Source organism: Pseudomonas sp. 65/3-MNA-CIBAN-0223, from assembly GCF_040310425.1.
Classification (GTDB): domain Bacteria; phylum Pseudomonadota; class Gammaproteobacteria; order Pseudomonadales; family Pseudomonadaceae; genus Aquipseudomonas; species Aquipseudomonas gregormendelii.
This window is the reverse complement of sequence record NZ_JBEOPV010000004.1, coordinates 57,368-84,017: the sequence shown is the minus strand read 5'-3', so window position 1 is coordinate 84,017 and position 26,650 is coordinate 57,368. Positions and strand designations below refer to the sequence as shown.

The window sequence follows — 26,650 nt, the reverse complement described above, 5'->3', positions numbered from 1 at the left end:
AGCAGGCTCGCTCCCGCAGGGTCTCCCCCAGGTCTATTTTGCTGGATGGTTCTGCACAAAGAGCTGAAGCTGAGGGTAGAACAACCGGAAATCCTCGCTCAGCGGCTCATACAGCACCCGCAACTCCTGCATCGCCCCGGCCAGTTCCTCCGGCCGGGTCAGCCGCCGCGAAATCCCGCGCAGCACCTGCTCCAGCACATCGAACTGGCGATAAGACCCCAACCAGTCATTGGCCATCATGTGCGGCGCAATCCTCGCCAGGCGTTCCGGCAGTTGCCGCTCACTGGCCAGCACCCGGTACACATCCGAAGTGAACCGTTCCAGCGGCTGCTCGGCATACAGGCCCCAGTCCCGCGCCAGGCAGTGATCGAAAAACACATCGAGCACGATCCCGGCGTAACGCCGGCGAGTCAGGGAAAAACGCGACAACGATACATCGACCAACGGATGCCGGTCGGTAAATACGTCAATGCTGCGATGCAGCTGGATGGCCGCCTCGACCTCCGGATCAAATTGCCCCTGCAGCCGCCCTTTGACGAAATCACCATACAGGCTGCCGAGCAATTGACCGGGGCGCTGCCCACCAAGGTGCAGATGTGCGAGATAATTCATGTCGCCAGCTTAGCACTGCGCACCCGAATCGTTACAGCCAACGTATCGTTATAACTCGATATAGCGAATTATGTGGTCGTGAGACCAAAATCATATTTGTGTATCGCGAAATAGCGATTTAAAGTTCGCCTCATCGCGATATAGCGTTTTACTCATCACGAGCCCATACCATGCCTATTAATCTCGACGAAATAATAAAAGCCCTGGCACACCCAGTCCGGCGAGAAATCCTGCACTGGTTGAAAGACCCGACCATCGAATTCCCCGACCAGACCCACAGCAACGAGCACGGAGTCTGCGCCGGACAAATCGATCAACGCTGTGGCCTGTCGCAATCCACAGTCTCCGCGCACCTGGCCACCCTGCAACGCGCCGGCCTGATCAGCAGCCGCAAAGTTGGTCAATGGCACTTTTTCAAACGCAACGAGGAAACCATCCAGGAATTCCTCAGCACCTTCAGTAAAGAGCTCTGACCCTTTCAGTCAGCCAGCCCACAAGGAACCAACATGCCCCTCTCGCTCCTCATCCTGGCCTTGAGCGCCTTCGCCATCGGTACCACCGAGTTCGTCATCATGGGCCTGTTGCCCGATGTGGCGGCCGACCTCGGCGTGTCGATTCCTGGCGCGGGCTGGTTGGTGACCGGTTACGCACTGGGCGTGGCCATCGGTGCGCCGTTCATGGCACTGGCCACCGCCAAACTGCCGCGCAAGGCCGCCCTGGTAGCGTTGATGGGCATTTTCATCATCGGCAATCTGCTTTGCGCGCTGGCCAGTGACTACAACGTGCTGATGTTCGCCCGTGTCGTGACGGCGCTTTGCCACGGCGCCTTCTTCGGCATCGGCTCGGTGGTGGCGGCAGGCCTGGTTCCGGCTAACAAGCGCGCATCCGCCGTGGCCCTGATGTTCACCGGCCTGACCTTGGCCAACGTCCTCGGCGTGCCACTGGGCACCGCCCTCGGCCAGGAAGCCGGCTGGCGCTCGACCTTCTGGGCAGTAACCGTCATTGGCGTGATTGCGCTGATCGGCCTGATTCGGTTCCTGCCCGCCAAGCGGGATGAAGAGAAACTCGACATGCGCGCCGAATTGCGGGCACTCAAGGGCGCCGGCATCTGGTTGTCCCTGAGCATGACCGCGCTGTTCGCCGCCTCGATGTTCACCTTGTTCACCTATGTCGCGCCGCTGCTCGGCGACGTTACCGGGGTCTCGCCCAAAGGCGTTACCTGGACCCTGCTGTTGATTGGCCTGGGCCTGACCGTGGGCAACATCATCGGCGGCAAGCTGGCGGACAAGCGACTGGCAGCGACCCTGATTGGCGTTTTCATCTCGATGGCCGTGGTCTCCACCGTATTGACCTGGACCAGCGTGGCGCTGATCCCGACCGAAATCACCCTGTTCCTCTGGGCCACCGCATCGTTCGCCGCCGTCCCGGCGTTGCAGATCAACGTGGTGACCTTCGGCAAGGCGGCACCGAACCTGGTGTCGACCCTGAACATCGGCGCATTCAACGTCGGCAACGCACTGGGCGCCTGGGTCGGCGGCAGCGTTATCGCCCACGGCTTCGGCCTGACCCGCGTGCCATTGGCGGCCGCTGCCCTGGCAGTCCTCGCCCTGCTGGTGACGCTGATTACTTTCCGCCAGAGCGGCAATGCCGAACTGGCCCCTGCTACCCATTGATCTGCCACGAGGTTTGTATTTCATGACGACTATTTTCGATCCGATCAAACTGGGCGACGTCGAACTCGCCAACCGCATCATCATGGCGCCATTGACCCGCTGCCGCGCCGACGAAGGCCGGGTGCCTAATGCGCTCATGGCCGAGTACTACGTACAACGGGCCTCGGCTGGCCTGATCCTCAGCGAGGCCACCTCGGTCACGCCGATGGGTGTCGGCTACCCGGATACCCCGGGTATCTGGTCCAACGACCAGGTACGCGGCTGGAGCAACGTAACCAAGGCCATCCACGGCGCGGGCGGCAAGATCTTCCTGCAACTGTGGCACGTCGGCCGGGTCTCTCACGAGTCGTACCTGAACGGTGAGCTGCCTGTCGCACCAAGCGCCATTCAGCCAAAAGGCCACGTCAGCCTGGTGCGCCCTCTGGCCGACTACCCGACCCCACGCGCCCTGGAAACCGCTGAAATCGCCGACATCGTCGACGCCTACCGCACGGGTGCCGAAAACGCCAAGGCCGCCGGTTTCGACGGCGTGGAAATCCACGGCGCCAACGGCTACCTGCTTGACCAGTTCCTCCAAAGCAGCACCAACCAGCGCACCGACCACTACGGTGGCTCCCTGGAAAACCGCGCCCGCCTGTTGCTGGAAGTGACCGACGCCGCCATCGAAGTCTGGGGCGCCGGCCGCGTGGGCGTGCACCTGGCGCCTCGCGCCGACTCCCACGACATGGGCGATGACAACCTGGCGGAGACTTTTACCTACGTCGCTCGAGAGCTGGGCAAACGTGGCATCGCGTTCATCTGCTCCCGGGAAAAAGAAGGCGCCGACAGCCTCGGCCCACAACTGAAAGAAGCATTCGGCGGCCCGTACATCGCCAACGAACGTTTCACCAAAGACAGCGCCAACGCCTGGCTGGCGGCTGGCAAGGCTGACGCAGTAGCCTTCGGCGTGCCGTTCATTGCCAACCCGGACTTGCCGGCCCGCTTGAAGGCTGATGCGCCGTTGAACGAGCCGCGTCCGGAACTGTTTTACGCTAAAGGTCCAGTGGGCTACATCGACTATCCGGTGCTGTAAAACCGAACAGCAATACGCACTACAACAAAGCCTCGTCTCGAAAGAGCCGGGGCTTTGTATTACTGGTGTCTTGACCTTCAGGCAGTGAGGGTATTGGCGCGCTGACGGCTAGACCCGTTAGATCAATTGACACAAATCTCCTACAAAATACGCACCCCGCTACCTGTCCACCTGGCGGCTCTACGTATATAAAGCAGTCTGCGGGCGCTGGTCCCTTGACATCGCTGCTGCTACTTACGCATTTTGTTTCATTTGCGCAGGCTGGGACTGAAGCGCAGCATATCCAACCCTGTATCGGCCCAGCGCTCGGCCTCGGCGTGCAGCTCAAAGCTGTCCGGTGCCAGCAGCCACTGATACAGAATGCCGTCAATGTAGGCATGCAGGCTTATGGCGGCACGGACGGTGTCGAGGTCTGCCGGCAATTGCCCACGGTTGACTGCGTTACGCAAGGCGAGGCCGATCCGCACGTTGCAGTCCAGGCTGGCGGCCTGACGCTGCTGACGCAGGTCGCACATTTCATCGGTGAATTCGCACTTGTGAAACAGGATCTCATTGAGACGCCGGGTTTTCGGGTCCAGGGCAATCTGATGAAACAAATGAATCAGCAGCTTGCGCATGCAGCCCAGGGGGTCGGGTTCGTCCTCGCTCTCGCTGGCCTTGGCCATGTCATCCAGTGGTTCGTGCAAGCTATCGAGCATCGCCTGCACCACATCGGCTTTGTTGCTGAAATGCCAATAGATGGCCCCGCGAGTGACGCCGGCCAGGGTCGCGATATCGGCCAGTGTCGTGCGCGCCACACCCCGCTCGTAGAAGGCTTTTTCTGCCGCTTCGAGTATCTGGTTACGGGTTTCCTGGGCTTCCTCTTTGGTACGACGGACCATGGCAGTACAACCTCGATCAGGATGCTTCAGCAGTCTGAACATCCACTGAATAAAATTGCAGCGAGCGCTCTTGGGACTCGTCTGCGGCCTACAATTCAAACCTTCGCGGAGCATTTGTAACGGGATAAGTACAACGCCAAAGGTATTTACAAACAACCATGAACGTAAGTATATTCCTTAGCAAGCTACTTATCCACTCAGCGCACATTTTTTACCTTTCACACTTTCTAGTGCGCACCTAGCGCGCCTGACCCGAGGATTTTCATGCAATTCAAGCCAGCTGTTACCGCTCTGGTCACTGCCGTCGCCCTTGCATCGCTGCTCAGCGGATGTAAAAAGGAAGAGGCGGCCCCCGCCGCACCACCCCCTCAGGTCGGCGTCGTGACGCTGCAGGCACAATCGTTCACCCTGACTTCCGAGCTTCCGGGTCGTACCAGTGCGTTCCGCATTGCCGAAGTCCGCCCGCAGGTCAACGGCATCATTCTCAAGCGCCTGTTCAAGGAAGGCGGCGACGTCAAGGCCGGCCAGCAGCTGTACCAGATCGATCCGGCCGTCTATGAAGCCACGCTGAAAAGCGCCGAAGCCAACCTGCAGCAGACCAAGTCGATTTCCGACCGCTACAAGCTGCTGGTGAAAGAGCAGGCCGTGAGCCGTCAGGAATACGACACGGCGCTGGCCAACCGCATGCAGGCGGAAGCTTCGGTGCAGACTGCCCAGATCAATGTGCGCTACACCAAAGTCTACGCGCCTATCAGCGGTCGAATCGGTCGCTCCAACGTGACCGAAGGTGCCCTGGTCACCAATGGCCAGGCCGAGGCCTTGGCGGTGATCCAGCAACTCGATCCGATCTATGTCGACGTGACCCAGTCGTCCGTGGAGCTGCTGGAACTGCGCCGTGAACTGGAAAGCGGGCGCCTGCAAAAGGCCGGTGACACCGCCGCGGCGGTCAAGCTGACCCTTGAAGACGGCAGCCAGTACAAGCTGGACGGTAAACTTGAGTTCTCCGAAGTCTCGGTAGACCAGACCACCGGTTCCGTGACGTTGCGCGCCGTGTTCCCTAACCCTGACCACACCCTCCTGCCCGGCATGTTCGTTCACGCTCAGCTGCAGGCCGGTGTGAACAGCGCAGCGATCCTGGCACCCCAGCAAGGCGTGACTCGTGACCTCAAGGGCGCGCCAACGGCACTGGTCGTGGGCCCGGACAACAAGGTCGAGCTGCGCCAGCTCAAGGCCAGTCGCACCGTGGGCAGCCAGTGGCTGATCGAAGATGGCCTGAAGGCGGGCGATCGACTGATCACCGAAGGGCTGCAGTACGTCAAACCTGGTGTCGAAGTCAAAGCCACTGAAGCGACTAACGTAGGCACCAAGAACCCGGTCCCCGCACAGGCAGCTGACAAGGCTTCCAGCGGCAAAGGGGAGTAACCCATGTCCAGATTTTTTATCGACCGTCCGATTTTCGCCTGGGTAATTGCCCTGGTGATCATGCTGGTCGGGGCACTATCGATCCTCAAACTCCCGATCAACCAATACCCGAGCATTGCGCCACCGGCCATTGCGATCCAGGTAACCTACCCAGGCGCGTCCGCACAAACCGTGCAGGACACCGTGGTCCAGGTGATCGAGCAACAGCTCAACGGTATCGATAACCTGCGTTATGTCTCCTCGGAAAGTAACTCCGACGGCAGCATGACCATTACCGCGACCTTCGAGCAGGGTACCAACTCCGATACCGCCCAGGTCCAGGTGCAGAACAAGCTGAACCTGGCCACCCCGCTGCTGCCGCAAGAAGTGCAGCAACAGGGGATCCGCGTAACCAAGGCGGTGAAAAACTTCCTGTTGGTCATCGGTGTGGTGTCGCGTGACGGCAGCATGAACAAGGACGACCTGTCCAACTACATCGTGTCCAACATGCAGGATCCGATCTCGCGGACCGCCGGTGTCGGTGACTTCCAGGTCTTCGGTTCCCAGTACGCCATGCGCGTCTGGCTCGATCCGGCCAAATTGAACAACTTCAACCTGACCCCGGTAGACGTCAAGGCGGCCATCGCGGCGCAGAACATCCAGGTGTCCTCCGGCCAACTGGGCGGCTTGCCTGCTGCACCTGACCAGCAGCTGAACGCTACCATCATCGGCAAAACCCGCCTGCAGACCGCCGAGCAGTTCAACAAGATCCTGCTCAAGGTCAACAAGGACGGCTCGCAAGTGCGTCTGTCCGATGTCGCGGATGTGGGTCTGGGCGGTGAGAACTACAGCATCAACGCTCAGTTCAACGGCGCACCGGCTTCCGGCCTGGCGGTGAAACTGGCCAACGGTGCCAACGCCCTCGACACTGCCAAGGCACTGCGCAACACCATCGAAACCCTCAAGCCCTTCTTCCCGCAAGGAATGGAAGTGGTGTTCCCGTACGACACCACGCCAGTGGTGACCGAATCGATCAAGGGTGTGGTTGAAACCCTGGTCGAAGCGATCGTGCTGGTGTTCCTGGTGATGTTCCTGTTCCTGCAGAATTTCCGCGCCACGGTCATCACCACGATGACGGTGCCGGTGGTACTGCTGGGTACCTTCGGGATTCTCGCGGCATTCGGTTTCAGCATCAACACCCTGACCATGTTCGGCATGGTGCTGGCCATCGGCTTGCTGGTGGACGATGCCATCGTTGTGGTGGAAAACGTCGAACGGGTCATGAGTGAAGAAGGCCTGTCACCCAAGGAGGCCACCAAGAAATCCATGGGGCAGATCCAGGGTGCACTGGTGGGTATCGCCCTGGTGCTCTCGGCGGTACTGCTGCCAATGGCGTTCTTCAGCGGTTCTACCGGGGTGATCTACAAGCAATTCTCGATCACGATCGTCTCGGCCATGGCCCTGTCGGTACTGGTTGCCCTGATCTTCACGCCGGCGCTTTGCGCAACCATGCTCAGGGCGATTCCGAAAGGCGAACATGGCACCCCGAAACGCGGCTTCTTTGGCTGGTTCAACCGCAGTTTCGACCGCGGCGTCAAAAGCTACGAGCGCGGCGTTGGCAACATGCTCACGCACAAGGCCCCTTACCTGCTGGCCTACGTGATCATCGTGGTCGGCATGATCTGGTTGTTCACCCGCATTCCAACGGCGTTCCTTCCGGAAGAAGACCAGGGCGTACTCTTCGCCCAGGTGCAGACCCCGGCCGGCTCCAGCGCCCAGCGGACCCAGGTGGTGATCGACGAAATGCGCGAATTCCTGCTGCGGCCGTCCAAGGACGGCGGCGAAGGCGATGCGGTGGCCTCGGTGTTTACCGTGAACGGCTTCAACTTCGCCGGTCGCGGCCAGAGTTCGGGCTTGGCCTTTATCATGCTCAAACCCTGGGGCGAGCGAAACGCCGATAACAGCGTATTCAACCTGGCCGCCCGGGCCCAAAAGCATTTCTTCTCGTTCCGTGACGCCATGGTGTTCGCCTTCGCGCCACCTGCGGTACTGGAGCTGGGCAACGCCACGGGCTTTGACGTATTCCTCCAGGACCGTGCCGGCATCGGCCACGAAAAACTGATGGAAGCGCGCAACCAGTTCCTCGGCATGGCCGCGCAGAGCAAGGTGCTGTCGCAGGTACGTCCCAACGGCCTGAACGACGAACCGCAATACCAGCTGGAAATCGATGACGAGAAGGCCAGTGCCCTGGGCCTCACGCTCAGCGACATCAACACCACCCTGTCGATTGCCTTGGGCAGTAGCTACGTCAACGACTTCATCGACCGCGGTCGGGTGAAGAAGGTGTACGTGCAAGGCCAGCCTGATTCGCGGATGAGCCCCGAAGACATCAAGAAATGGTACGTGCGTAACTCCGAAGGAACCATGGTGCCGTTCTCGGCCTTCGCCAAGGGCAAGTGGATCTACGGCGCACCTAAGCTGTCGCGTTATAACGGTGTAGAGGCGATGGAAATTCTCGGAGCCCCGGCGCCGGGTTATTCCACCGGTGAGGCCATGGCCGAAGTCGAAGCGCTGGCGAAGAAACTCCCGGCGGGTGTAGGGATTTCCTGGACCGGCCTGTCGTACGAGGAACGTCTGTCCGGCTCGCAGGCTCCGGCGCTGTACGCGTTATCGCTGCTGATGGTGTTCCTGTGCCTGGCGGCTCTGTACGAAAGCTGGTCGATTCCGATTGCGGTGATGCTGGTAGTACCTTTGGGGATCATCGGGGCACTGCTGGCGACCAGTCTGCGCGGGCTGTCCAACGACGTTTACTTCCAGGTGGGCCTGTTGACGACTATCGGCCTGGCGGCGAAAAACGCCATCCTGATCGTTGAATTCGCCAAGGAACTGCACGAGCAGGGCAAGAGCCTGCGAGAGGCTGCGATCGAAGCCTGCCGCATGCGTTTGCGCCCGATCATCATGACCTCGCTGGCCTTTGTCCTGGGCGTAGTGCCCCTGGCGATTTCCACTGGTGCCGGCTCAGGTAGCCAACATGCCATCGGTACAGGCGTTATTGGCGGTATGATCACGGCCACGGTCCTGGCGATTTTCTGGGTACCACTGTTCTTCGTTACCGTGTCGTCCATTGGTCAGCGCAAAAAAACCGACCCGGATGACACTACTGAAACTCCTAAAGAGGCTGGCCAATGAGCAAGTCGCTACTCTCCCTGGCAGTCGCCGCGTTCGTACTTGGTGGCTGCTCGCTGATACCCGATTATCAGCAGCCTGAAGCACCGGTGGCGAGCCAGTACCCGCAAGGGCCGGCTTATTCGCCGGCCCAGGCGCCAGGTCAGGCCGCTGCTGAACAGGGCTGGAAGCAGTTTTTCCATGACCCGGTCCTGCAACAGCTGATCCAGGTGGCCCTGGAAAACAACCGTGACCTGCGAGTCGCCGCATTGAACATCGACGCCTTTGCCGCGCAGTACCGCATCCAGCGTGCGGACCTGTTCCCGGCGGTGTCGGCCAATGGCACTGGCAGCCGCCAGCGCGTTCCGGCCAACGCTTCGCAAACCGGCGAGGCAGGGATCACCAGTTCCTACTCGGCTACGGTCGGCATCAGCGCTTACGAACTCGACCTGTTCGGTCGTGTTCGCAGCCTGAGTGAAGAAGCCCTGCAACAGTACTTCGCCACTGAAGAAGGCCGTCGCAGCACGCAAATCAGCCTGGTGGCCAACGTGGCCAACGCCTACCTGACCTGGCAAGCCGACAAGGAACTGCTCAAGGTGACCCAGGACACCCTTGGTGCGTTCGAGGAGAGCTACAAGCTCACTTCGCGCAGCAACGAAGTGGGCGTCGCCTCGGCACTGGACCTGGCGCAGTCGCGCACCTCGGTGGAAAACGCCCGGGCGCAACTGGCCAAGTACACCCGCCAAGTCGCGCAGGATGAAAACAGCCTGGTGCTGCTGCTCGGTACCGGCCTGCCGGCGAACCTGCAGCCCACCCGGCCCCTGGCTGACGACTTGCTGAGCGATGTACCGCCAGGCCTGCCTTCGGACTTGCTGCAACGGCGCCCGGACATCCTCCAGGCCGAGCGCAACCTCAAGGCCGCCAACGCCAACATCGGCGCCGCGCGGGCTGCGTTCTTCCCGAGCATCAGCCTGACAGCCAATGCCGGTTCCCTGAGTCCGGACCTGTCCGGCCTGTTCAAGGGCGGCTCGGGCACCTGGTTGTTCCAGCCGCAGATCAACCTGCCGATCTTCAACGCCGGCAGCCTGCGTGCCAGCCTGGATTACTCGAAAATCCAGAAAGACATTGGCGTGGCGAACTACGAGAAGTCCATTCAAACGGCCTTCCAGGAAGTCGCCGACGGCCTGGCAGCGCGCCAGACCTACACCCAGCAGCTGCAGGCGCAGCGTGATTTCGTCACCGCGAACCAGGACTACTACCGTCTGGCCGAGCGACGTTATCGCATTGGTGTCGACAGCAACCTGACCTTCCTCGATGCCCAGCGCCAGTTGTTCAGCGCCCAGCAGGTACTGATCACCGATCGTCTGGCCCAACTGGTCAGCGCAGTCAATCTGTACAAGGCACTGGGTGGTGGCTGGAATGCGCAAACCGCGCAAAACGAGCCGGTGAAAGAAGAAGCGCCGAAACTGAAGTTGTTCTGATAGCGCTTTTCGCAATATCGAAGCCCACCTTACCGGTGGGCTTTTTGTTGGGCTTCAGGACCAACAGATCGCAGCCTTCGGCAGCTCCTACAGGCATTCGCGCACACCTGTAGGAGCTGCCGAAGGCTGCGATCTGTTGATCTTTTATAGTTCGATAATCGCCCAAAACCCTCAGCTACAGATTGAACTATCTAGTACATTCCGCGCACCATTCGCTCCACAAAACCAATAACCTCCAGGTTCGACCATGTCTCAGCGCCCTGCCCTGTCCGGCTGAATCCGTTTCTCTACTTCCACGATACGCATCTTCAACTGCAGCCTCAGGTTGCGGCATCACCCGTTGCATCCCCAATAAATAGAGAGACCCCTACCCATGACGCCTCCCACTGCGCACTACTTATATCCCAGCCTGATCGCCTTTGCCCTGGCCGCCGCAGCTGGCACCGCGGCCGCCGAGGAGTCGGGTTTCGTCGAGGGCGCCAAGGTCAATCTGAACCTGCGCAATTTCTACATCAACCGTAACTTTACCAACCCGACCAAGACCCAGGGCAAGGCTGAAGAGTGGACGCAGAGTTTTATCCTGGATGCGAAATCCGGGTTCACCCAAGGCACCGTCGGGCTAGGCATGGATGTGCTGGGGCTGTACTCGGTGAAGCTCGATGGCGGCAAGGGCACCGGCGGGACTCAGCTTTTACCTCTGGATCAGGACGGCCGTCCGGCCGATAACTTCGGTCGCACCAACGTGGCGTTCAAGGCGAAGCTGTCGCAAACCGAAGTCAAAGTCGGCGAATGGATGCCCGTGCTGCCGGTCCTGCGTTCGGACGACGGCCGATCCCTGCCGCAAACCTTCAGGGGCGGCCAGATCACTTCCAGGGAGTGGGCTGGGCTGACGCTGTACGGTGGGCAGTTCCGCGCCAATAGTCCGCGCGACGACAGCAGCATGAGCGACATGTCGATGACCGGGAAGCCGTCTTTCACCTCGGACAGATTCAACTTCCAGGGCGGCGAATATGTGTTCAACGATAAACGCACCCAGCTTGCGCTGTGGAACGCCGAGTTGAAGGACATCTACAGCCAGCAGTTCGTCAATGTGATCCACAGCCAGCCCCTGGGCGACTGGACACTGGGCGCCAACCTCGGCTTTTTCTACGGCAAGGACGACGGTAGCGCTCGCGCTGGCGAGCTGGACAACAAGACCTGGTCCGGTCTGTTCTCGGCGAAGTATGGCGGCCATACTTTCTACCTGGGCCTGCAGCAACTCACCGGCGATAGCGCGTGGATGCGGGTCAACGGTACCAGCGGCGGTACGCTGGCCAACGACAGTTACAACTCGAGCTACGACAATGCCCGGGAGAAATCCTGGCAACTGCGCCACGACTACAACTTCGTCGCTGTCGGTATGCCCGGGTTGACCTTGATGAACCGCTACATCAGTGGCAGCAACGTCCATACCGGCACGATCACTGATGGCAAGGAATGGGGTCGCGAAAGCGAACTGGGCTACACCGTGCAGAGCGGTGCGCTGAAGGACTTGAACGTCAGATGGCGCAATTCGACCATGCGCCGGGACTACAGCAATAACGAGTTCGATGAGAACCGGTTGATCATCAGCTACCCGATCAGTCTGTTGTAAGCCTCACCAGCGTCATCGCGGGCAAGCCCGCTCCCACAGGTTTATGTCTTGCGAATGTTTGGGGAATTACACAAAACCTTGTGGGAGCGGGCTTGCCCGCGATGGCGTCAGTTCAGGCAACAAAAATCATAAATCACTCCCGGGACTCAACGCCCAGTTCGTCCCACACTGACTCGGCCAGGTGGAAAGTCGCATTGGCAGCCGGGATGCCGCAGTAGATCGCGCTCTGCATGATCACTTCCTTGATCTCGCCACGGCTCACCCCGTTATTGGCGGCTGCGCGAAGGTGCAATTTGAGTTCTTCATTGCGATTCATGCCGATCAGCATCGCGATGGTGATCAGGCTGCGGGTATGACGTGGCAGGCCTGGGCGGGTCCAGATGTCGCCCCAGGCATGGCGTGTGATCATTTCCTGGAACTCCGAGTTGAACTCGGTCAGGGCGTTCAGGCTGCGATCGACATGGGCGTCGCCGAGAACCGCACGGCGAACTTTCAGCCCCTCATCGTAACGTTGTTGTTCGTCCACGAAACTCCCCCTTATCGAGCTGACAGGAACGCCACGACGCGCTCGCTGAATGCTGCGCCGGCCTGGACGTTGGACAGGTGGGCGGCATGGAACTCGGCGTATTCGGCGCCGGCCACGTGCTCCTGAATGAAGTGACTACCCGCTGGCGGCGTGACCGCATCTCCAGAGCCTGCAATGACCAGCAGCGGCACCTTGATCGAGCCCAGTTGATCACGGAAATCGGCATCGCGCACCGCAGCGCAATTGGCGGCATAACCTTCAGGCGAAGTGGCTGCGAGCATGTCGGTAATGCGGCTGGCGACAGCAGGATTGGCCGAGGCGAAGTCCGGGGTGAACCAGCGCGCAATCGACGCATCCCGCAGGGCGACCATGGCCGCTGCACCATCACGCAGGACGGTTTCAATGCGCGGGTTCCACACCGACGGATCACCGATTTTCGCTGCGGTGTTGCACACCACCAGCTTGAGCAGGCGATCACCGGCATTGATCCCCAACCACTGGCCGATCAAACCGCCCATCGACAGGCCACAAAAATGCGCGCGCTCGATGTTCAGGGCATCGAGCAGCGCCAGGACGTCGTGCCCCAGTTGCTCAATGCTGTACGGGCCCGGCGTCACCAGGGATTTCCCGTGACCTCGGGTATCGAACCGCAGTACCCGGAAGTGCTCGGTGAACGCGGCCATCTGCGCGTCCCACATGTGCAGGTCGGTGCCCAGCGAGTTGGAGAGCACCAGCACCGGCGCATCCTGCGGTCCGTCGAGTTGGTAATGCAGTTCGCCCTCGGCGAGTTGTACAAAAGCCACAGCAATCTCCTTCAGGCAGTTAATCCAGAATGTTCAGCCACCGCTCGCTCGACCCAGGTTCGGGCCTGACCGAGGTAGTGGGCAGGGTTCAACAGATGATCCAGTTCAGCCCCAGACAGCTGGGCAGTGACTTGCGGCTCTTCGCCAAGGACTGCGCGCAGGTGCCGTTGCTGGGCGACAGCACGTTTGCAGCATTGCTCCAGCACATGGTGCGCGGTATCACGCCCCACCCGCTGGGCAAGGACAATGCTCACGGCTTCGGCGAGCACCAGCCCCTGGGTCAGGTCGAGGTTGCGGGTCATGCGTTCGGCGTCTACTTCCAGGCCGGCCGCCATCAGCAGCGCCTGCTTCAGGCTGCCGGACACCAGGCAACAAATCTCTGGCAGGGTTTCCCATTCGGCATGCCACAAGCCCAGGCTGCGCTCGTGCTCTTGCGGCATTGCACTGAACAGGGTCGAGATCAGGCCGGGCACCCGCGTGGCCGCACCGATGAGCACTGCGGCGCCCACCGGATTGCGCTTGTGCGGCATGGTCGAGGAGCCGCCTTTACCTGGTGCCGAGGGCTCGAAAACCTCCCCTGCTTCAGTCTGCATCAGCAGACTGACATCGCGCCCCAACTTGCCCAGGCTGCCGGCGATCAACCCCAGTACGGAACCGAACTCCACCAGGCGATCTCGCTGGGTGTGCCAGGGTTGATCCGGCAAGCCCAGTTGCAGTTCCTTGGCCAGCGCCTGGGCAATCGGCAGCGCTTGGTCGCCGAGAGCAGCCAGGGTTCCGGAGGCGCCACCAAATTGCAGCACCAGCAGGCGCGGCTTGAGTTCTTGCAGGCGTTGACGGCTGCGGGTCACCGCCCCCAGCCAACCGGAGATCTTCATGCCCAGAGTGACGGGCGTGGCGTGTTGCAGCCAGGTCCGGCCAGCCAACGGCGTGGCAGCATAGCGTTCGGCCTGAGTCGAGAGGATTGCACCCAGCTGTGCCAGGTCACTTTCGATCAGCTCCAGCGCCCGGCGCAGTTGCAGCACCAGGCCGGTGTCCATCACGTCCTGGCTGGTTGCGCCAAGATGCACATAACGTTCGGCGTCGGCATCGGTCGCCGCGATCTGTTTGCCCAGGGCTTTAACCAGCGGGATGGCCGAATTGCCCGCTGTGGCAATGGCCTCGCCGAGCGCTGCAAAGTCGTAGAGTCCGGCCCGGCAAGCCGCCTGGATCGGCGCCACAGCAGTCTGCGGGATCAGGCCGACTGTTGCCTCGGCCCGAGCCAGCGCCGACTCGAAGTCGAGCATCGCCTGGACGCGCCCCTGATCGCAGAACACTTCGCGCATGTCGCGGGCAGTGAAATAGGCATCGAACAACTGATTGCCCGGTCGCTCGTTCATAAACTATCCCTGCAAGCGTGGGCCGTTCAGGCCCACGGGTAAATATCAAAGGTCGTGGTGCAAGTATTTCGCCTGTTTCGGCAGGCGCAGGCTGAACAGGAACGCCACCGCCATCATCACCGTCACGTACCAGTAGAAGGAGTTTTCCATGCCCACGGCCTTGAGGCTCAGCGCCACATACTCGGCCGACCCGCCGAAAATTGCATTTGCCACCGCATACGCCAGGCCCACGCCCAATGCGCGTACTTCCGGCGGGAACATCTCGGCTTTAACCAAGCCACTGATGGAGGTGTAGAAACTCACGATCGCCAGTGCCACGGTAATCAGCACAAACGCCAGGAAAGGACTGCTGACACTTTTCAGGCTGAGCAGGATCGGCACGGTGCACAGGGTCCCGAGGGCGCCGAACCAGAGCATCGAGTTGCGCCGGCCGATCTTGTCCGCGAGCATGCCGAACAGCGGCTGCATGCACATGTACAGGAACAGCGCGCCGGTCATGATGTAGCTGGCCGTCTTGGCGTGCATGCCGGCGGTATTCACCAGGTATTTCTGCATGTACGTGGTAAACGTGTAGAAAATCAGCGAACCACCGGCGGTGTAGCCCAGCACGGTGATAAACGCAGCTTTATGATCACGGAACAGCGCACGGATACTGCCGGCGTCCTTGTTCTCGCGCATTTCCTTGCTGCTGGTTTCCTTCAACGAACGGCGCAGGAACAGCGAAATCAGCGCCGCCACCGCACCGACCACGAACGGGATCCGCCAGCCGTAGGCACGCAGGTCATCCTCGGTGAGAAATTGCTGCAGCACCACAACCAGCGACACCGCGAGCAACTGGCCGCCAATCAGCGTCACGTACTGGAACGAGGCGAAGAATCCGCGCTGGCCCTTGAGAGCGACTTCACTCATGTAAGTAGCGGTGGTGCCGTATTCGCCGCCAACCGACAGGCCCTGCAGCAAACGGGCGAACAGCAGCATGATCGGCGCCCAGACGCCAATGTCCTTGTAGGTCGGCAGGCAGGCAATGAGCAAGGAGCCGAAGCACATCATCAGAATCGATATCAGCATCGAATTCTTGCGCCCGTGCTTGTCCGCGACGCGACCGAAGATCCAGCCGCCGATGGGCCGCATCAGGAACCCGGCAGCGAACACGCCCGCCGTGTTGACCAGTTGCACGGTCGGGTTGTCGGACGGGAAAAACGCCGGGGCGAAGTAGATGGCGCAGAAGGCGTAGACGTAGAAGTCGAACCATTCAACGAGGTTGCCCGAGGAGGCGCCAACAATTGCGAAGATTCGTTTTTTACGCTCTTCGCCGGTGTAGTGCGCTGGAGTAGCGGTGGGGGTTGTCATTGTTTTTCACTCTTTGGGGACAGTGACAGTCTAGACATACTTTGCAACAGTCCCGTTCCGCAGATGCATCAGGCAAAGCAATCCCGTGTGGGGAACCCGCACGGGATTAACATTTGCGGGGTTCTCAATAATCGAAGAACACCGTCTCCGCCTCAGTGCCCTGCAAAATCACATTCCACTGGTACACGCCGGCCGCGTCCTGCTTCGCCAGCAAGGTGCTGCGGCGCTCCGCAGGTACGCACTCCAGCAGCGAATCATCGACGTTCGCCGGCTCGCCATCGAAGTAAATCCGTGTCAGCAGATGCTTCACCAGCCCGCGGGCGAACACCAGCACCACCAGATGCGGGGCCTGAGTCGTGCCTTTCAGGCCTTGCACGGTACCTGGCTTGATCGTGGTAAAGCGGAAGCGCCCCTGGGCATCCACCGGTACCCGGCCAAACCCTTCGAAGTTCGGGTCCAGCGCCTTGGCCTGGTCATCTTCCGGGTGATCGTATTTGCCAGCGGCATTGGCCTGCCAGATTTCCAGCATGGCGTCGTTGACGAAGTCTCCGTTGCCGTCCACCACCTGCCCGCTGATCGCGACGCGCTGGCCCAAGGTCTGTTCGACGGTCAGGTCTTCGCGGTTCAGCCAGGTCAGGCCGATGTGGTAATAGGGTCCGACGGTGTGGGATGTGGTCGCGTTGAGCGTCATCTTATTTCTCCATCGGCGTGGCTTCGCGGCCGCGCAAAACGATGTCCCAGCGGTAACCGAGGGCATAGGAAGGGATGGTTTTCTCCAGATCGAAACTGGCGATCAAGCGCTCTTTGGCGCTGGTATCCGGTACGCAGTTGTAGATCGGGTCATACGCCAGCAGCGGGTCACCCGGGAAGTACATCTGGGTGACCAGACGCGTCAGGATGCTTGGCCCGAACAGCGAGAAATGGATATGCGCAGGGCGCCAGGCATTGTGGTGGTTGCCCCACGGATAAGCACCCGGCTTGATGGTCTGGAACTGGTACCAGCCTTCAGCATCGGTCACGGTGCGACCGGTGCCGGTGAAGTTCGGGTCCAGCGGCGCGTCGTGCAGGTCACGCACATGGTTGTAGCGCCCGGCGGCGTTGGCCTGCCAGATTTCCACCAGGATACCCGGCACCGGCAGGCCGTCTTCGTCCAGCACGCGACCATGGACAATGATGCGCTCACCCTGGGGTTCGCCCGAATGTTGCGCGGTCAGGTCGTTGTCCTGGGCTTGGATACGCTCGGCACCGATGGTCGGGCCGGTGATCTCCGACAACGAGTGCGGCAAAAACACCAACGGCTGCGACGGCGCGCGCAGGTTGGTGGATTGATAGGCCGGGTGCAGGTAGGCCGGTTGAGTGCCCTCCTGCGGGCGGCGGTAACCAGGCTTGTCAGTCATTACGCTTTCCTCTGTTCTTGTTAGCTGACGCGTTCAATCGCCAGGGCCAGGCCTTGGCCGACGCCGACACACATGGTCGCCAGGCCCTTGCTGCCGCCGGTTTTTTCCAGTTGATGCAAGGCCGTGAGTACCAGGCGCGCACCGCTCATGCCTAACGGATGGCCCAGGGCAATGGCGCCGCCGTTCGGGTTGACCTGAGGTGCGTCGTCCGCCAACCCCAGCTCGCGCAGGACGGCGAGGCCCTGGCTGGCAAATGCTTCGTTGAGTTCGATCACGTCGAAGTCGCTGACGGCCAGCCCCAGGCGTTCGGTCAACTTGCGCACCGCCGGCACCGGGCCGATGCCCATGACCCGAGGTGCAACACCGGCACTCGACATCCCCAGCACTTTCGCACGAGCCGTCAGGCCGTGTTTCCTTACAGCGTCGGCCGATGCCAGGATCAATGCCGCTGCGCCGTCGTTTACGCCTGAAGCGTTGCCGGCAGTAACCGTTTTGTCCGCACCGTTAACCGGTTTGAGCCTGGCCAGGGTTTCCAGGGTAGTGTCGCCGCGAGGATGCTCGTCCTGGCTGACCACTGTTTCACCCTTTTTGTGGGCAATGCGCACTTCGATGATTTCTTCTGCGAAATAGCCGGCTGCCTGGGCAGCGGCGGTCCGTTGCTGGCTGCGCAGTGCGAACGCGTCCTGATCTTCGCGCGAGACTTCATAATCGTCGGCGACGTTGTCAGCAGTCTGCGGCATTGCATCCACACCGTACTGGGCTTTCATCAACGGGTTGATGAAACGCCAGCCGATAGTGGTGTCTTCCAGCTTCATGCTGCGAGAAAACGCGGCATCGGCCTTGCCCATGACGAACGGTGCCCGGGACATCGACTCCACCCCGCCGGCGATGGCCAGTTCCATTTCACCACTGGCAATCGCCCGAAACGCGGTGCCGATGGCGTCCATGCCCGAAGCGCAGAGGCGGTTGAGCGTAACGCCCGGAATGGACTCCGGCAGCCCGGCCAACAGCAAGGCCATGCGTGCGACGTTGCGGTTGTCTTCGCCGGCCTGGTTGGCACAGCCGAGGAATACCTCGTCCACTGCGTTCCAGTCGACTGATGGATTGCGCTCCATCAAAGCCTTGATCGGCACGGCGGCCAAGTCATCGGCGCGGACCGCCGACAGTCCGCCACCGAAGCGGCCGATAGGGGTGCGAATCGCGTCGCAGATAAAAACGTCACGCATCAGGCTTCTCCGGGGGCTTGGCCATGGGCGGCTGCGGTGCGGGCTTCCAGATCCCTGAGCGCCTTGAGTTCGACTTCAGTAGGCTCGGCGGTGTGCTCGACGGTTTCGGCGAAGCGAATGGCCCAGCCGGTGGCCGCCACCACTTGCTCGCGGGTCACGCCTGGGTGCAATGCGGTCACCACAAATTCGTGAGTGCCCTCTTCAGGTTCCATGATGCACAGGTCGGTAATGATGCCTACAGGACCGGCACCCGGCAGGCCCAGGCGTTTACGCGAATCGCCGCCCTCGCCATGACCCACCGAGGTGATGAAGTCCAGCTTGTCGACGAACGAGCGTGACGACTGTTTGAGGATAATCAATACGCTCTTGGCCGAGCCGGCAATTTCCGGAGCACCGCCGGCACCCGGCAGACGGACCTTGGGTGAATGGTAGTCGCCGACCACGGTGGTATTGATGTTGCCGAAGCGATCGACCTGCGCGGCGCCGAGGAAGCCGACGTCGATGCGCCCGCCCTGCAGCCAGTAGCGAAAGATCTCACCGGTGGGCACGACAGTGTCAGCAGTTTCCGCCAGTTCACCGTCACCAATCGACAGCGGCAGCACACTAGGCTTGGCACCGATCGGGCCGGATTCGTAGATCAGCACGACATCAGGCGACGATGTCAGGCGTGCCAGGTTGGCGGCTTTGGAAGGCAGGCCGATGCCGACGAAACACACCGAACCGTTCTTCAAGCGGCGGGCGGCAGCGACGGTCATCATTTCATTGGTGGTGTAAGTCATTACTTGGCCTCCGAAGCAGCGGCCAGCTTGGCCTGGAACTCGCTGAAGTCAGCGCTACCGTGGATGTATTCGTTGATCCATGCGGTGAAAGTCTCACGGTCACGGGCGATCGGATCCCAGGCCTGGTAAAAGCGGTTGTCCCGCTCGTTGTACCCATGGGCGTAAGACGGATGCGCACCGCCCGGTACGTGGCAGACCGCGCTGAGCGCCCAGGTGGGCAGCACGCAGGAGTTCATCGGCGCGTTCAGGTCGTCGACGATTTCTTCAACGGTGACGATGCAACGCTTGGCTGCCAGCGCCGCTTCTTTCTGCACCCCAAGAATACCCCAGAGCAATACGTTGCCCTTGCGATCGGCTTTCTGTGCATGGATCACGGTGATGTCCGGGCGTACCGAAGGCACCGCGGCCAATACTTCGCCAGTGAAGGGGCAAGTGACCGTCTTGATCAGCGGATTGACCTTGGGCAAGTCGGAGCCGGCGTAGGCGCGCAGTACTGCGAAAGGCAGCCCGGAGGCGCCGGCAACGTAGGCGTTGGCCAGGTCGGCATGGCTGTGTTCTTCGATTTCCAGCGGGTGTGGCCAGTGCTTCTCGACCGCGTCACGCAAACGGTGCAGCGAGCCAACACCAGGGTTGCCGCCCCAGGAGAAAATCAGCTTGCGCGCGCATCCGGCTCCGATCAACTGGTCGTAGATCAGGTCAGGTGTCATCCGTACCAGCGTCAGGTCTTTCTTGCCCTGGCGAATGATTTCGTGACCCGCCGCCGTAGGGATCAGGTGAGTGAAGCCTTCGAGCGCGACGGTATCGCCGTCGTTTACGAATTGCTTCACTGCTTCGTGCAGCGAAAGGATTTCAGCCATGGGGCAGGCTCCCGTTTTGTAATGAACCGACAGTGGATGAAAAGGGCGCGATGCGCAGCGCCGGAGTAACTGAAGAGTAAGCCTGCGCAATGGGCCAAACAATCCGATAATCGACTGAGTGTTCGTTTATCGAACATATTGTTGTTGGGCTATCGTTCTACGTGACCCGCGAAAAATCTCAGCCTTCGGCACCTCCTACCGGACTTCGCGCACACGTAGGAGCTGCCGCAGGCTGCGATCTTTAGCGGGCCGCAACCGGGTTCAGGTCGCATCCGCATGACTGACCATGCCCTTGATCACCACCGCCGCCGTCGCCAGTGCCGCCGGTATCACCAACGCCGTCAGCACCTGCTCGAAGTTCCAGCCCAGGCCCAGCAACGTCGCGCCCATCCATGCGCCGAGAATCGCGCCGAAGCGGCCAATGCCCAGCATCCACGAGACGCCCGTCGCCCGCCCCTGTGTCGGATAAAACCGCGCCGCCAGCGACGGCATGGCCGATTGCGCGCCGTTAACGCACATCCCGGCCACCAGCACCAACGTCGCCAATAACGTGATGTTGCCCAGGCTCTGCCCTACCGCGTAGGCAAACACCCCCGCCAGCAGGTAGAAAATGCCGATGACCTTGTGCGGATTGAAGCGATCCATCGCCCAGCCCACTCCTACGGCGCTCAATACCCCGCCGAACTGAAACAACGCGCCGATGAAGGCCGCTTGTTCCATGCTGGCGCCGCTATCGCGCATCAAGGTCGGTAACCAGCTGGTCAGCAGGTAGACAATCACCAGCCCCATGAAATAGGTGAGCCACAACAGCAACGTGCCGGTGCTGTAGGTGCCGTTGAAGATCACCGCAAACACGTTGCGGGCTTTGACGGTTTTCTGTTCCGGCACACTGAAGCTTGCAGCCTGGGCGACAACGACCGGGTCGATGGGCGCGAGGGTCTTGCGCACTTTATCGGTGCCGCGATTGCGTACCACCAGGTAACGCGCCGATTCCGGTAACCAGAACAACAGGACAACGGCGAGGATCAGCGGAAGGACCCCGCCAATAAACAACAGGCTGTGCCAGCCGAACATGGGGATCAGCTTGGCCGAGATGAACCCGCCGCCCGCCATGCCCAGGTTAAAACCGCAGAACATGCTGGTCACCAGCAAAGATTTTTTGCGCTCCGGGGTGTATTCCGACAGCAGTGTGGTCGCGTTCGGCATCCCGGCCCCCAGGCCCAGGCCCGTGAGAAACCGCAATACCAGCAGTTGGTCGACGTTGGTGCTGTAGGCCGACGCGAGGCTGAATGCGCCGAACAGCACCACCGCACCGACCAGCACCACTTTGCGTCCGAAGCGGTCAGCCAGCGGGCCGGAGCCCAATGCGCCAAACACCATGCCGATCAGGGCAGCACTCATTACCGGGCCGAGGCTGGCCCGATCGATCCCCCAGTCCTGGGACAGTGCCGGCGCGATGAAACCCATGGCCGCCGTGTCAAGGCCATCGAGAAAGACAATCAGGAAACACAGGATCACCACTCGCCACTGGTAGCGCGAAATGGGTTGGGCATTGATGAAGGACTGCACGTCGAGGCAGTTACCTACAACAGACTGGGGCTGGTTCATTATTTTTATTCCACGCAAGAACGCAGTCGAACAGGTGCCAGCCTAGTGCTGGCGCTGCGGCGACATTAATGATCCTGGGGAAACAGCGTCAATTCGATAAACGCGAGTCTGTGCGTTTATCGAACACTTCGCAGCTGTGCGCTAGGCAAAGAGCTGACTGCTGAGGTCGCGGCTGGCACTGAGCAGCCCAGGCAGGAATCGCTGTTCGAGTTCGTTGCGACTGACCCGGCCAGCGTGGGTGCTGACGTTTAATGCCGCCACCACCTGCCCGGAGGCGTCATACACGGGAACGGCGATCGAGCGCAGGCCTTGTTCGAGTTCCTGGTCGACGATGCACCAGCCCTGTTGCCGTACCTCTTGCAAACATTCGAGCAAGGCTTCGGGAGTGTGCAGGGTACGGCTGGTCTTGGCCTGTAACTCGGCGTGATCGAGGTACTCGCGCAGCGAAGTGTCGTCCAGCGCGGCCAACAGGATTCTGCCCATAGAGGTGCAATAGGCGGGAAGCCGCCCGCCCACCGAGAGGTCGACCGAGATCAGCCGTTGGGTGGTCGCCGAGCGCGCGATGTACAAAATGTCATCGCCCTCCAGCGTGGCCATGTTGCAGGCCTCGTGCAGTTGTTCGCTCATGCGGTCCAGGTACGGCTGGGCGGAGACCGCCAGCGGCGTGGATGACAGGTAGGCATGGCCGAGCGTCAGGACTTTGGGCAGCAGTGAATAGGTGCGCCCGTCCGTGGTGGCGTAGCCGAGCTTGATCAGCGTGTGCAGGCAACGTCGCACTGCAGCGCGAGGTATTTCCGTGCGGTGGCTGATTTGGGCAATGGTCAGGTGGCGCTTGCGCTCCTGGAAGGCCTGCACCACCGCCAGGCCGCGGGCGAGCGACGTCATGAAATCCGGGTCGCCGGTCAGCGCCTGGATCCGTTTGGCGGGAGACGCGACTATCGGCGGCGCCACTGAAGCGAAGGAGTTGCGCAGTTGGTCGTTCATATCAGGTCCTTTTCCCACACGATTCGGGAGCCATTACAAGCGGCTCCGGTACGGTGCACAAGAGACACCGGTCAACATCGGGCGATTATCGAACCATCAACCGATTATCGCAAACCCACTGTCGGCCACACAGCTGACGAGCGCCGGAAGTTTTCCTGGAACGGAACTCTCGTACAACTAAGGGTGGGCAATTGGCTGCGAACTTGCCGGCCACAATGGCGTCAGAAATTCAGCGTCACAAAATACATACCCTGAACGGCCTAGTTCAGGGTAAAACTTATGTCGCATTAAACAAACTTCGCGCAATATCTTGTTTTAACGGTTTAGAGATAGTGTTCTACGAAACGGCCGCTATAATACAATTCAATGGCGACTCGGCTACTCACCTGCCGAGTCCACCATTGGGTGGCGCAATGTTCCATTGTCGCCCCCAGCAGCAAGCGCCTGCCGCTGATCACTGGATTCAACGCCAACGCGCTCGCTCAAACTGGAGACTGATGCTACGTCAGCTGTTTATCTCTGGTGCCGTGGCCGCCTGTAACCTGTATTGAATGCTCTCGCCAACGAAAACCTCCCGGGTTGACGCCGACTGCACTCGATACCGCTGTGCAGTGCGTTTCACCAGAATCAATCTCAACTCATACAGGTAGCACTGTGACGAAAGACGAACTGCGCGCGGAACTTGAGCGCCAGGAACAACGTTACAAGGAAGTTTACGGCGGGGAAGTCACCACCTACGCCGCACAGCCCGAACCGGAACGTAAACCCTGGCGTAAGCGCGCCACCGTTCAGGATCAGGCGTTCAGCCAGGAACTGCAAAAGATGGAAAAGGAACTCAAAGCCGAAGAGCCATGAATCGCTGGGCTTTGATCTTTCCAGGGGTCTGGACGCGGGCCTGCTAAAAGCGGCTTGAGTCGATGATGCCTTCGCGCCCGCTACGAGCGGGCAGCGGCTACCTTGTCCACCGGATGAGGTGACAGGTTCATTTCTGACCCTTATTTCAGAAATTTCCTACGGGTGTTCATATTTTTCCAGTTGCTCGGAGAAACCCCTGTGTGTGCAGCCTTTACCTTAAGATTCAAAGACCTGCAAAACCCGCCGAGGCACCGCCAAGCGCAAACTAAATCGTTGAAGAATGTTACCGATGAGCAGCTAGTGCATCGATTTCCATCCTTTTCTGGCATAATCGCGCCCCCTTACGACCGGGTCAGAAAACCTTCATGATCGATTTATTCAGCGGACTGGATGCTTGGGTGCTCGTGAGCCTCTTGCTCGCCCTGGCCTTTGTCCTCGCCTTCGAGTTCATCAACGGCTTTCATGACACCGCTAACGCGGTGGCCACCGTTATTTACACCAAAGCCATGCCGCCCCATCTGGCGGTGTTCTTTTCCGGTGTGTTCAACTTTCTCGGCGTGCTGCTGGGCGGTGTCGGCGTGGCGTATGCCATCGTCCACCTGCTGCCGGTAGAACTGCTGATCAATGTGAACACCGGTCACGGGCTGGCCATGGTGTTCTCGCTGCTTGCCGCGGCCATCACCTGGAACCTGGGCACCTGGTACTTCGGTATCCCGGCCTCCAGCTCCCACACGCTGATCGGTTCGATTCTCGGTGTCGGCCTGGCCAACGCCCTGATCAACGACATTCCGCTGGCAGACGGTGTGAACTGGCAGAAAGCGATCGATATCGCCGCCTCCCTCGTCTTTTCGCCAATGGCCGGTTTCCTGATCGCCGCGCTGATCCTGATCGGCCTGAAATGGTGGCGCCCGCTGTCGAAGATGCACAAGACGCCGGAACAGCGCCGCAAGATCGACGACAAGAAACACCCGCCTTTCTGGAACCGCCTGGTCCTGGTTATTTCGGCCATGGCCGTGAGTTTCGTGCACGGTTCCAACGACGGCCAGAAAGGTATCGGCCTGATCATGCTGGTGCTGATCGGTATCGTCCCGGCGCAGTTCGTACTTGACCTGGGCAGCACTACATACCAGATCGAACGGACTCGCGACGCGACCCTGCACTTGAGCCAGTTCTACAAGCGCAATGCCGATACCCTGGGCGAGTTCCTGGCCCTGGGCAAGAGCGTGGAAGGCGATCTGCCGGAGAAATTCCGGTGCAACCCGCAACAGACCGAACCGACCATCACCGCCCTGCTCGGCACTTTGAAAGGTGTTTCCGACTACCACTCGCTGCCGTCGGACAGTCGCATCGAAGTGCGTCGCTACCTGCTCTGCCTGGATGACACGGCGAAGAAAGTCAGCAAATTGCCTGGCTTGGCCGCACGTGAAAAGGCCGACCTGGACAAGCTGCGCAAGGACTTGACCACCACCACCGAATACGCCCCGTTCTGGGTCATCCTGGCGGTCGCCCTGGCGCTGGGCCTGGGCACCATGGTTGGCTGGAAGCGCGTGGTACTGACCATCGGCGAGAAAATCGGCAAGCAGGGCATGACCTATTCCCAGGGCATGTCGGCGCAGATCACCACCGCGAGCCTGATCGGCATGGCAAACATCTTTAGCCTGCCGGTTTCCACCACTCACGTACTGTCCTCGGGCGTGGCCGGTACCATGGTCGCGAACAAAAGTGGCCTGCAAGGCGGCACCGTGAAAACCATCCTGCTGGCCTGGGTGTTGACCCTGCCGGCAACGGTAGGCTTGTCGGCCGGCCTGTTCTGGCTGGCGTCGAAGGCGCTGGGTAGCTGATAGTCAGCGGCACAAAAAAGGCGCGTCCCGTGAGGTTCGCGCCTTTTTTATGCCTGCAAACAACCGCCAATCTTGGGAAGCCCCGGCCTTTTCGCGGGCAAAAAAAAAGGGCAACCGAAGTTGCCCAAAATGCCTTGCGTGCTCATTGTTTCCAGAAAGACCTACGGTTTTTTCCGTTTGTGCGAGTCTTGCCAGATGAAAAATCCAAACCCTGCAAAAAACAGAACCATGAGGCCGACTGTCAGCACTCCGGCGATCACCACGTTGTCGAAAAACATGACTGGCCTCCAGCACTTGCCCTGTTGCGATAGGGCTAAGTTAACCAATCGGGCAGGAGAGAAAATTGACCGGGATCAATGTCGCCCGAGACTGGGCGTAAAGGAGAGGCAAAACTGACCTGCATCAAACAATGCAGGGGGGGGGCTTAACGCTTTTTCGGTTTGTTCTTCGGCTTCTTCTTGGGTTTTCCCAAAGGCATGGCCTGCTCGAATGCCTGGCGCACTTCATTGAGGCGCTTCTCGTTGAGGTCATGAACCCGCTTGGCGCGTTCAGTGTTGAGATCGATCAGTTTGTCGTCCTGGCTCATGTTTTTTTAATACATCGCATCGTTTAAAGGTGCTGCGCTTGCACGCATGTTCCCGCCAATAATGGAGCCTGACGACGGCGCTGACCAGTGCTGGCATCAGATCTCGATATCGACCCACAAACCCTGCCTCGGCTCGTCTTCGATCAACGGCGCCACTGGCACCGTGTTGTCCGCGTTCAACTCATAGCCGGGAATCGGCAAATGCTGATCAGATTGGCCATCGGCTTCTCGCCGACGCTTTTCTCGCTGCTGCTGACGGCGCTGTTCTTCGCGCAGCTGAAATGCTGCTTCCTCGGGGTCGCGCTGCTGCAGGTCGATCGTGCTGTCGCTGGAGGTCTGCTGTACCGGGGTCACGGGCGCGATGTCCGGGCGCTGGCGAACCGGGTCCTGCTGTGAAGTGATCGGCACGGCACTCAATGGGAGCATCGGTGGCAGCATGATTTTTGTTCTCCTGTCAGCAGGCTGTCGGCTGCGGGGACCGCGACTTGAGCCAGCTCACGCAAACTGTGACCCGGTTGGCACTTGCGCGGTGGCGGCGGGCTTG

Annotated in this window: 25 protein-coding genes; 9 read left to right on the top strand and 16 right to left on the bottom strand. The window is 60.4% G+C overall.

Annotated features, from left to right (window positions below; translation table 11 throughout):
* Positions 1-33 precede the first annotated feature (33 nt).
* Positions 34-612 carry an acyl carrier protein phosphodiesterase gene (locus AAEZ09_RS05385; protein ID WP_350598477.1) on the bottom strand — a complete coding sequence of 193 codons (579 nt, stop codon included), beginning with the start codon at positions 610-612 and terminating at the stop codon, positions 34-36.
* A 170-nt stretch (positions 613-782) separates the two neighbouring features.
* Here AAEZ09_RS05385 and AAEZ09_RS05380 point away from each other — a divergent pair, with 170 nt between their 5' ends.
* Genes AAEZ09_RS05380 through AAEZ09_RS05370 form a run of 3 tightly spaced genes read left to right on the top strand, consistent with a single transcriptional unit; the run spans position 783 to position 3,357 of the window.
* The gene (locus tag AAEZ09_RS05380) at positions 783-1,085 is read left to right on the top strand and encodes an ArsR/SmtB family transcription factor (protein WP_350598475.1); all 303 of its coding nucleotides are present in this window, start codon (positions 783-785) and stop codon (positions 1,083-1,085) included.
* 33 nt (positions 1,086-1,118) lie between these two features.
* On the top strand, positions 1,119-2,285 hold the full coding sequence (locus AAEZ09_RS05375; protein WP_045061032.1) for an MFS transporter: 1,167 nt from the start codon (positions 1,119-1,121) through the stop codon (positions 2,283-2,285).
* Between the two features lie 22 nt (positions 2,286-2,307).
* A complete protein-coding gene (locus AAEZ09_RS05370; protein ID WP_205893087.1) occupies positions 2,308-3,357 on the top strand; it encodes an alkene reductase in 1,050 nt (349 codons plus the stop codon).
* 248 nt (positions 3,358-3,605) lie between these two features.
* On the opposite strand, the gene emhR is transcribed toward AAEZ09_RS05370, so the two are convergent.
* Positions 3,606-4,238, bottom strand: coding sequence for an efflux system transcriptional repressor EmhR (emhR, locus tag AAEZ09_RS05365; protein WP_045061103.1), 633 nt, complete (start codon positions 4,236-4,238; stop codon positions 3,606-3,608).
* A 264-nt stretch (positions 4,239-4,502) separates the two neighbouring features.
* Between emhR and AAEZ09_RS05360 the strand changes: the two genes are divergently transcribed.
* The 4 genes from AAEZ09_RS05360 (at position 4,503) to AAEZ09_RS05345 (ending at position 11,918) form a co-directional block, all read left to right on the top strand.
* Entirely contained in the window at positions 4,503-5,660 is a 1,158-nt protein-coding gene (locus AAEZ09_RS05360) for an efflux RND transporter periplasmic adaptor subunit (RefSeq protein ID WP_045061033.1), read from the top strand.
* A gap of 3 nt (positions 5,661-5,663) precedes the next feature.
* On the top strand, positions 5,664-8,828 hold the full coding sequence (emhB, locus tag AAEZ09_RS05355) for an efflux RND transporter permease subunit EmhB (protein WP_350598472.1): 3,165 nt from the start codon (positions 5,664-5,666) through the stop codon (positions 8,826-8,828).
* Positions 8,825-10,285 (top strand): efflux RND transporter outer membrane subunit EmhC, encoded by a 1,461-nt coding sequence (gene emhC / locus AAEZ09_RS05350; RefSeq protein ID WP_045061035.1) that lies wholly within the window; start codon positions 8,825-8,827, stop codon positions 10,283-10,285. Before emhB ends, emhC begins: the two co-directional genes overlap by 4 nt.
* A 373-nt stretch (positions 10,286-10,658) precedes the next feature.
* A complete protein-coding gene (locus AAEZ09_RS05345; protein WP_350598470.1) occupies positions 10,659-11,918 on the top strand; it encodes an OprD family porin in 1,260 nt (419 codons plus the stop codon).
* 133 nt (positions 11,919-12,051) lie between these two features.
* On the opposite strand, the gene pcaC is transcribed toward AAEZ09_RS05345, so the two are convergent.
* From pcaC to pcaR, 11 genes are all read right to left on the bottom strand, one after another.
* The gene (gene pcaC / locus AAEZ09_RS05340; protein ID WP_045061037.1) at positions 12,052-12,444 is read right to left on the bottom strand and encodes a 4-carboxymuconolactone decarboxylase; all 393 of its coding nucleotides are present in this window, start codon (positions 12,442-12,444) and stop codon (positions 12,052-12,054) included.
* A gap of 11 nt (positions 12,445-12,455) precedes the next feature.
* Positions 12,456-13,247 carry a 3-oxoadipate enol-lactonase gene (pcaD, locus tag AAEZ09_RS05335; RefSeq protein WP_205893093.1) on the bottom strand — a complete coding sequence of 264 codons (792 nt, stop codon included), beginning with the start codon at positions 13,245-13,247 and terminating at the stop codon, positions 12,456-12,458.
* Positions 13,248-13,258: 11 nt separating this feature from the next.
* On the bottom strand, positions 13,259-14,623 hold the full coding sequence (locus AAEZ09_RS05330) for a 3-carboxy-cis,cis-muconate cycloisomerase (protein ID WP_350598468.1): 1,365 nt from the start codon (positions 14,621-14,623) through the stop codon (positions 13,259-13,261).
* 45 nt (positions 14,624-14,668) lie between these two features.
* A complete protein-coding gene (locus AAEZ09_RS05325; protein ID WP_045061040.1) occupies positions 14,669-15,973 on the bottom strand; it encodes an MFS family transporter in 1,305 nt (434 codons plus the stop codon).
* 124 nt (positions 15,974-16,097) lie between these two features.
* Positions 16,098-16,664: a protocatechuate 3,4-dioxygenase subunit alpha gene (pcaG, locus tag AAEZ09_RS05320; protein WP_122837760.1), complete on the bottom strand. Its 567-nt coding sequence runs from the start codon at positions 16,662-16,664 to the stop codon at positions 16,098-16,100.
* A 1-nt stretch (position 16,665) separates the two neighbouring features.
* The gene (gene pcaH / locus AAEZ09_RS05315) at positions 16,666-17,370 is read right to left on the bottom strand and encodes a protocatechuate 3,4-dioxygenase subunit beta (RefSeq protein WP_350598466.1); all 705 of its coding nucleotides are present in this window, start codon (positions 17,368-17,370) and stop codon (positions 16,666-16,668) included.
* 20 nt (positions 17,371-17,390) lie between these two features.
* The gene (gene pcaF / locus AAEZ09_RS05310) at positions 17,391-18,599 is read right to left on the bottom strand and encodes a 3-oxoadipyl-CoA thiolase (protein ID WP_177328580.1); all 1,209 of its coding nucleotides are present in this window, start codon (positions 18,597-18,599) and stop codon (positions 17,391-17,393) included.
* Positions 18,596-19,375: a CoA-transferase subunit beta gene (locus AAEZ09_RS05305; protein WP_045061044.1), complete on the bottom strand. Its 780-nt coding sequence runs from the start codon at positions 19,373-19,375 to the stop codon at positions 18,596-18,598. The genes pcaF and AAEZ09_RS05305 overlap by 4 nt, the downstream gene beginning before the upstream one ends.
* Positions 19,375-20,232 (bottom strand): CoA transferase subunit A, encoded by an 858-nt coding sequence (locus tag AAEZ09_RS05300; protein ID WP_350598464.1) that lies wholly within the window; start codon positions 20,230-20,232, stop codon positions 19,375-19,377. Before AAEZ09_RS05300 ends, AAEZ09_RS05305 begins: the two co-directional genes overlap by 1 nt.
* Before the next feature lie 261 nt (positions 20,233-20,493).
* Entirely contained in the window at positions 20,494-21,840 is a 1,347-nt protein-coding gene (gene pcaK, locus AAEZ09_RS05295) for a 4-hydroxybenzoate transporter PcaK (protein ID WP_205893097.1), read from the bottom strand.
* Positions 21,841-21,981: 141 nt separating this feature from the next.
* The gene (gene pcaR / locus AAEZ09_RS05290) at positions 21,982-22,824 is read right to left on the bottom strand and encodes a pca regulon transcriptional regulator PcaR (RefSeq protein WP_045061047.1); all 843 of its coding nucleotides are present in this window, start codon (positions 22,822-22,824) and stop codon (positions 21,982-21,984) included.
* A 654-nt stretch (positions 22,825-23,478) separates the two neighbouring features.
* Here pcaR and AAEZ09_RS05285 point away from each other — a divergent pair.
* Both AAEZ09_RS05285 and AAEZ09_RS05280 read left to right on the top strand, forming a co-directional pair.
* Positions 23,479-23,679, top strand: a complete 201-nt coding sequence (locus AAEZ09_RS05285; RefSeq protein ID WP_007903846.1) for a hypothetical protein — start codon at positions 23,479-23,481, stop codon at positions 23,677-23,679.
* Between the two features lie 365 nt (positions 23,680-24,044).
* Positions 24,045-25,520: an inorganic phosphate transporter gene (locus AAEZ09_RS05280; RefSeq protein WP_205893099.1), complete on the top strand. Its 1,476-nt coding sequence runs from the start codon at positions 24,045-24,047 to the stop codon at positions 25,518-25,520.
* A 161-nt stretch (positions 25,521-25,681) separates the two neighbouring features.
* Here the strand turns inward: AAEZ09_RS05280 and ccoM are convergent, their stop codons facing one another.
* The 3 genes from ccoM to AAEZ09_RS05265 form a co-directional block, all read right to left on the bottom strand.
* Positions 25,682-25,798, bottom strand: coding sequence for a cytochrome c oxidase subunit CcoM (gene ccoM, locus AAEZ09_RS05275; RefSeq protein WP_045061049.1), 117 nt, complete (start codon positions 25,796-25,798; stop codon positions 25,682-25,684).
* A 146-nt stretch (positions 25,799-25,944) separates the two neighbouring features.
* Positions 25,945-26,106: a hypothetical protein gene (locus tag AAEZ09_RS05270; RefSeq protein WP_007959203.1), complete on the bottom strand. Its 162-nt coding sequence runs from the start codon at positions 26,104-26,106 to the stop codon at positions 25,945-25,947.
* A gap of 96 nt (positions 26,107-26,202) precedes the next feature.
* A complete protein-coding gene (locus AAEZ09_RS05265; RefSeq protein ID WP_045061051.1) occupies positions 26,203-26,544 on the bottom strand; it encodes a hypothetical protein in 342 nt (113 codons plus the stop codon).
* Positions 26,545-26,650: the final 106 nt, after the last annotated feature.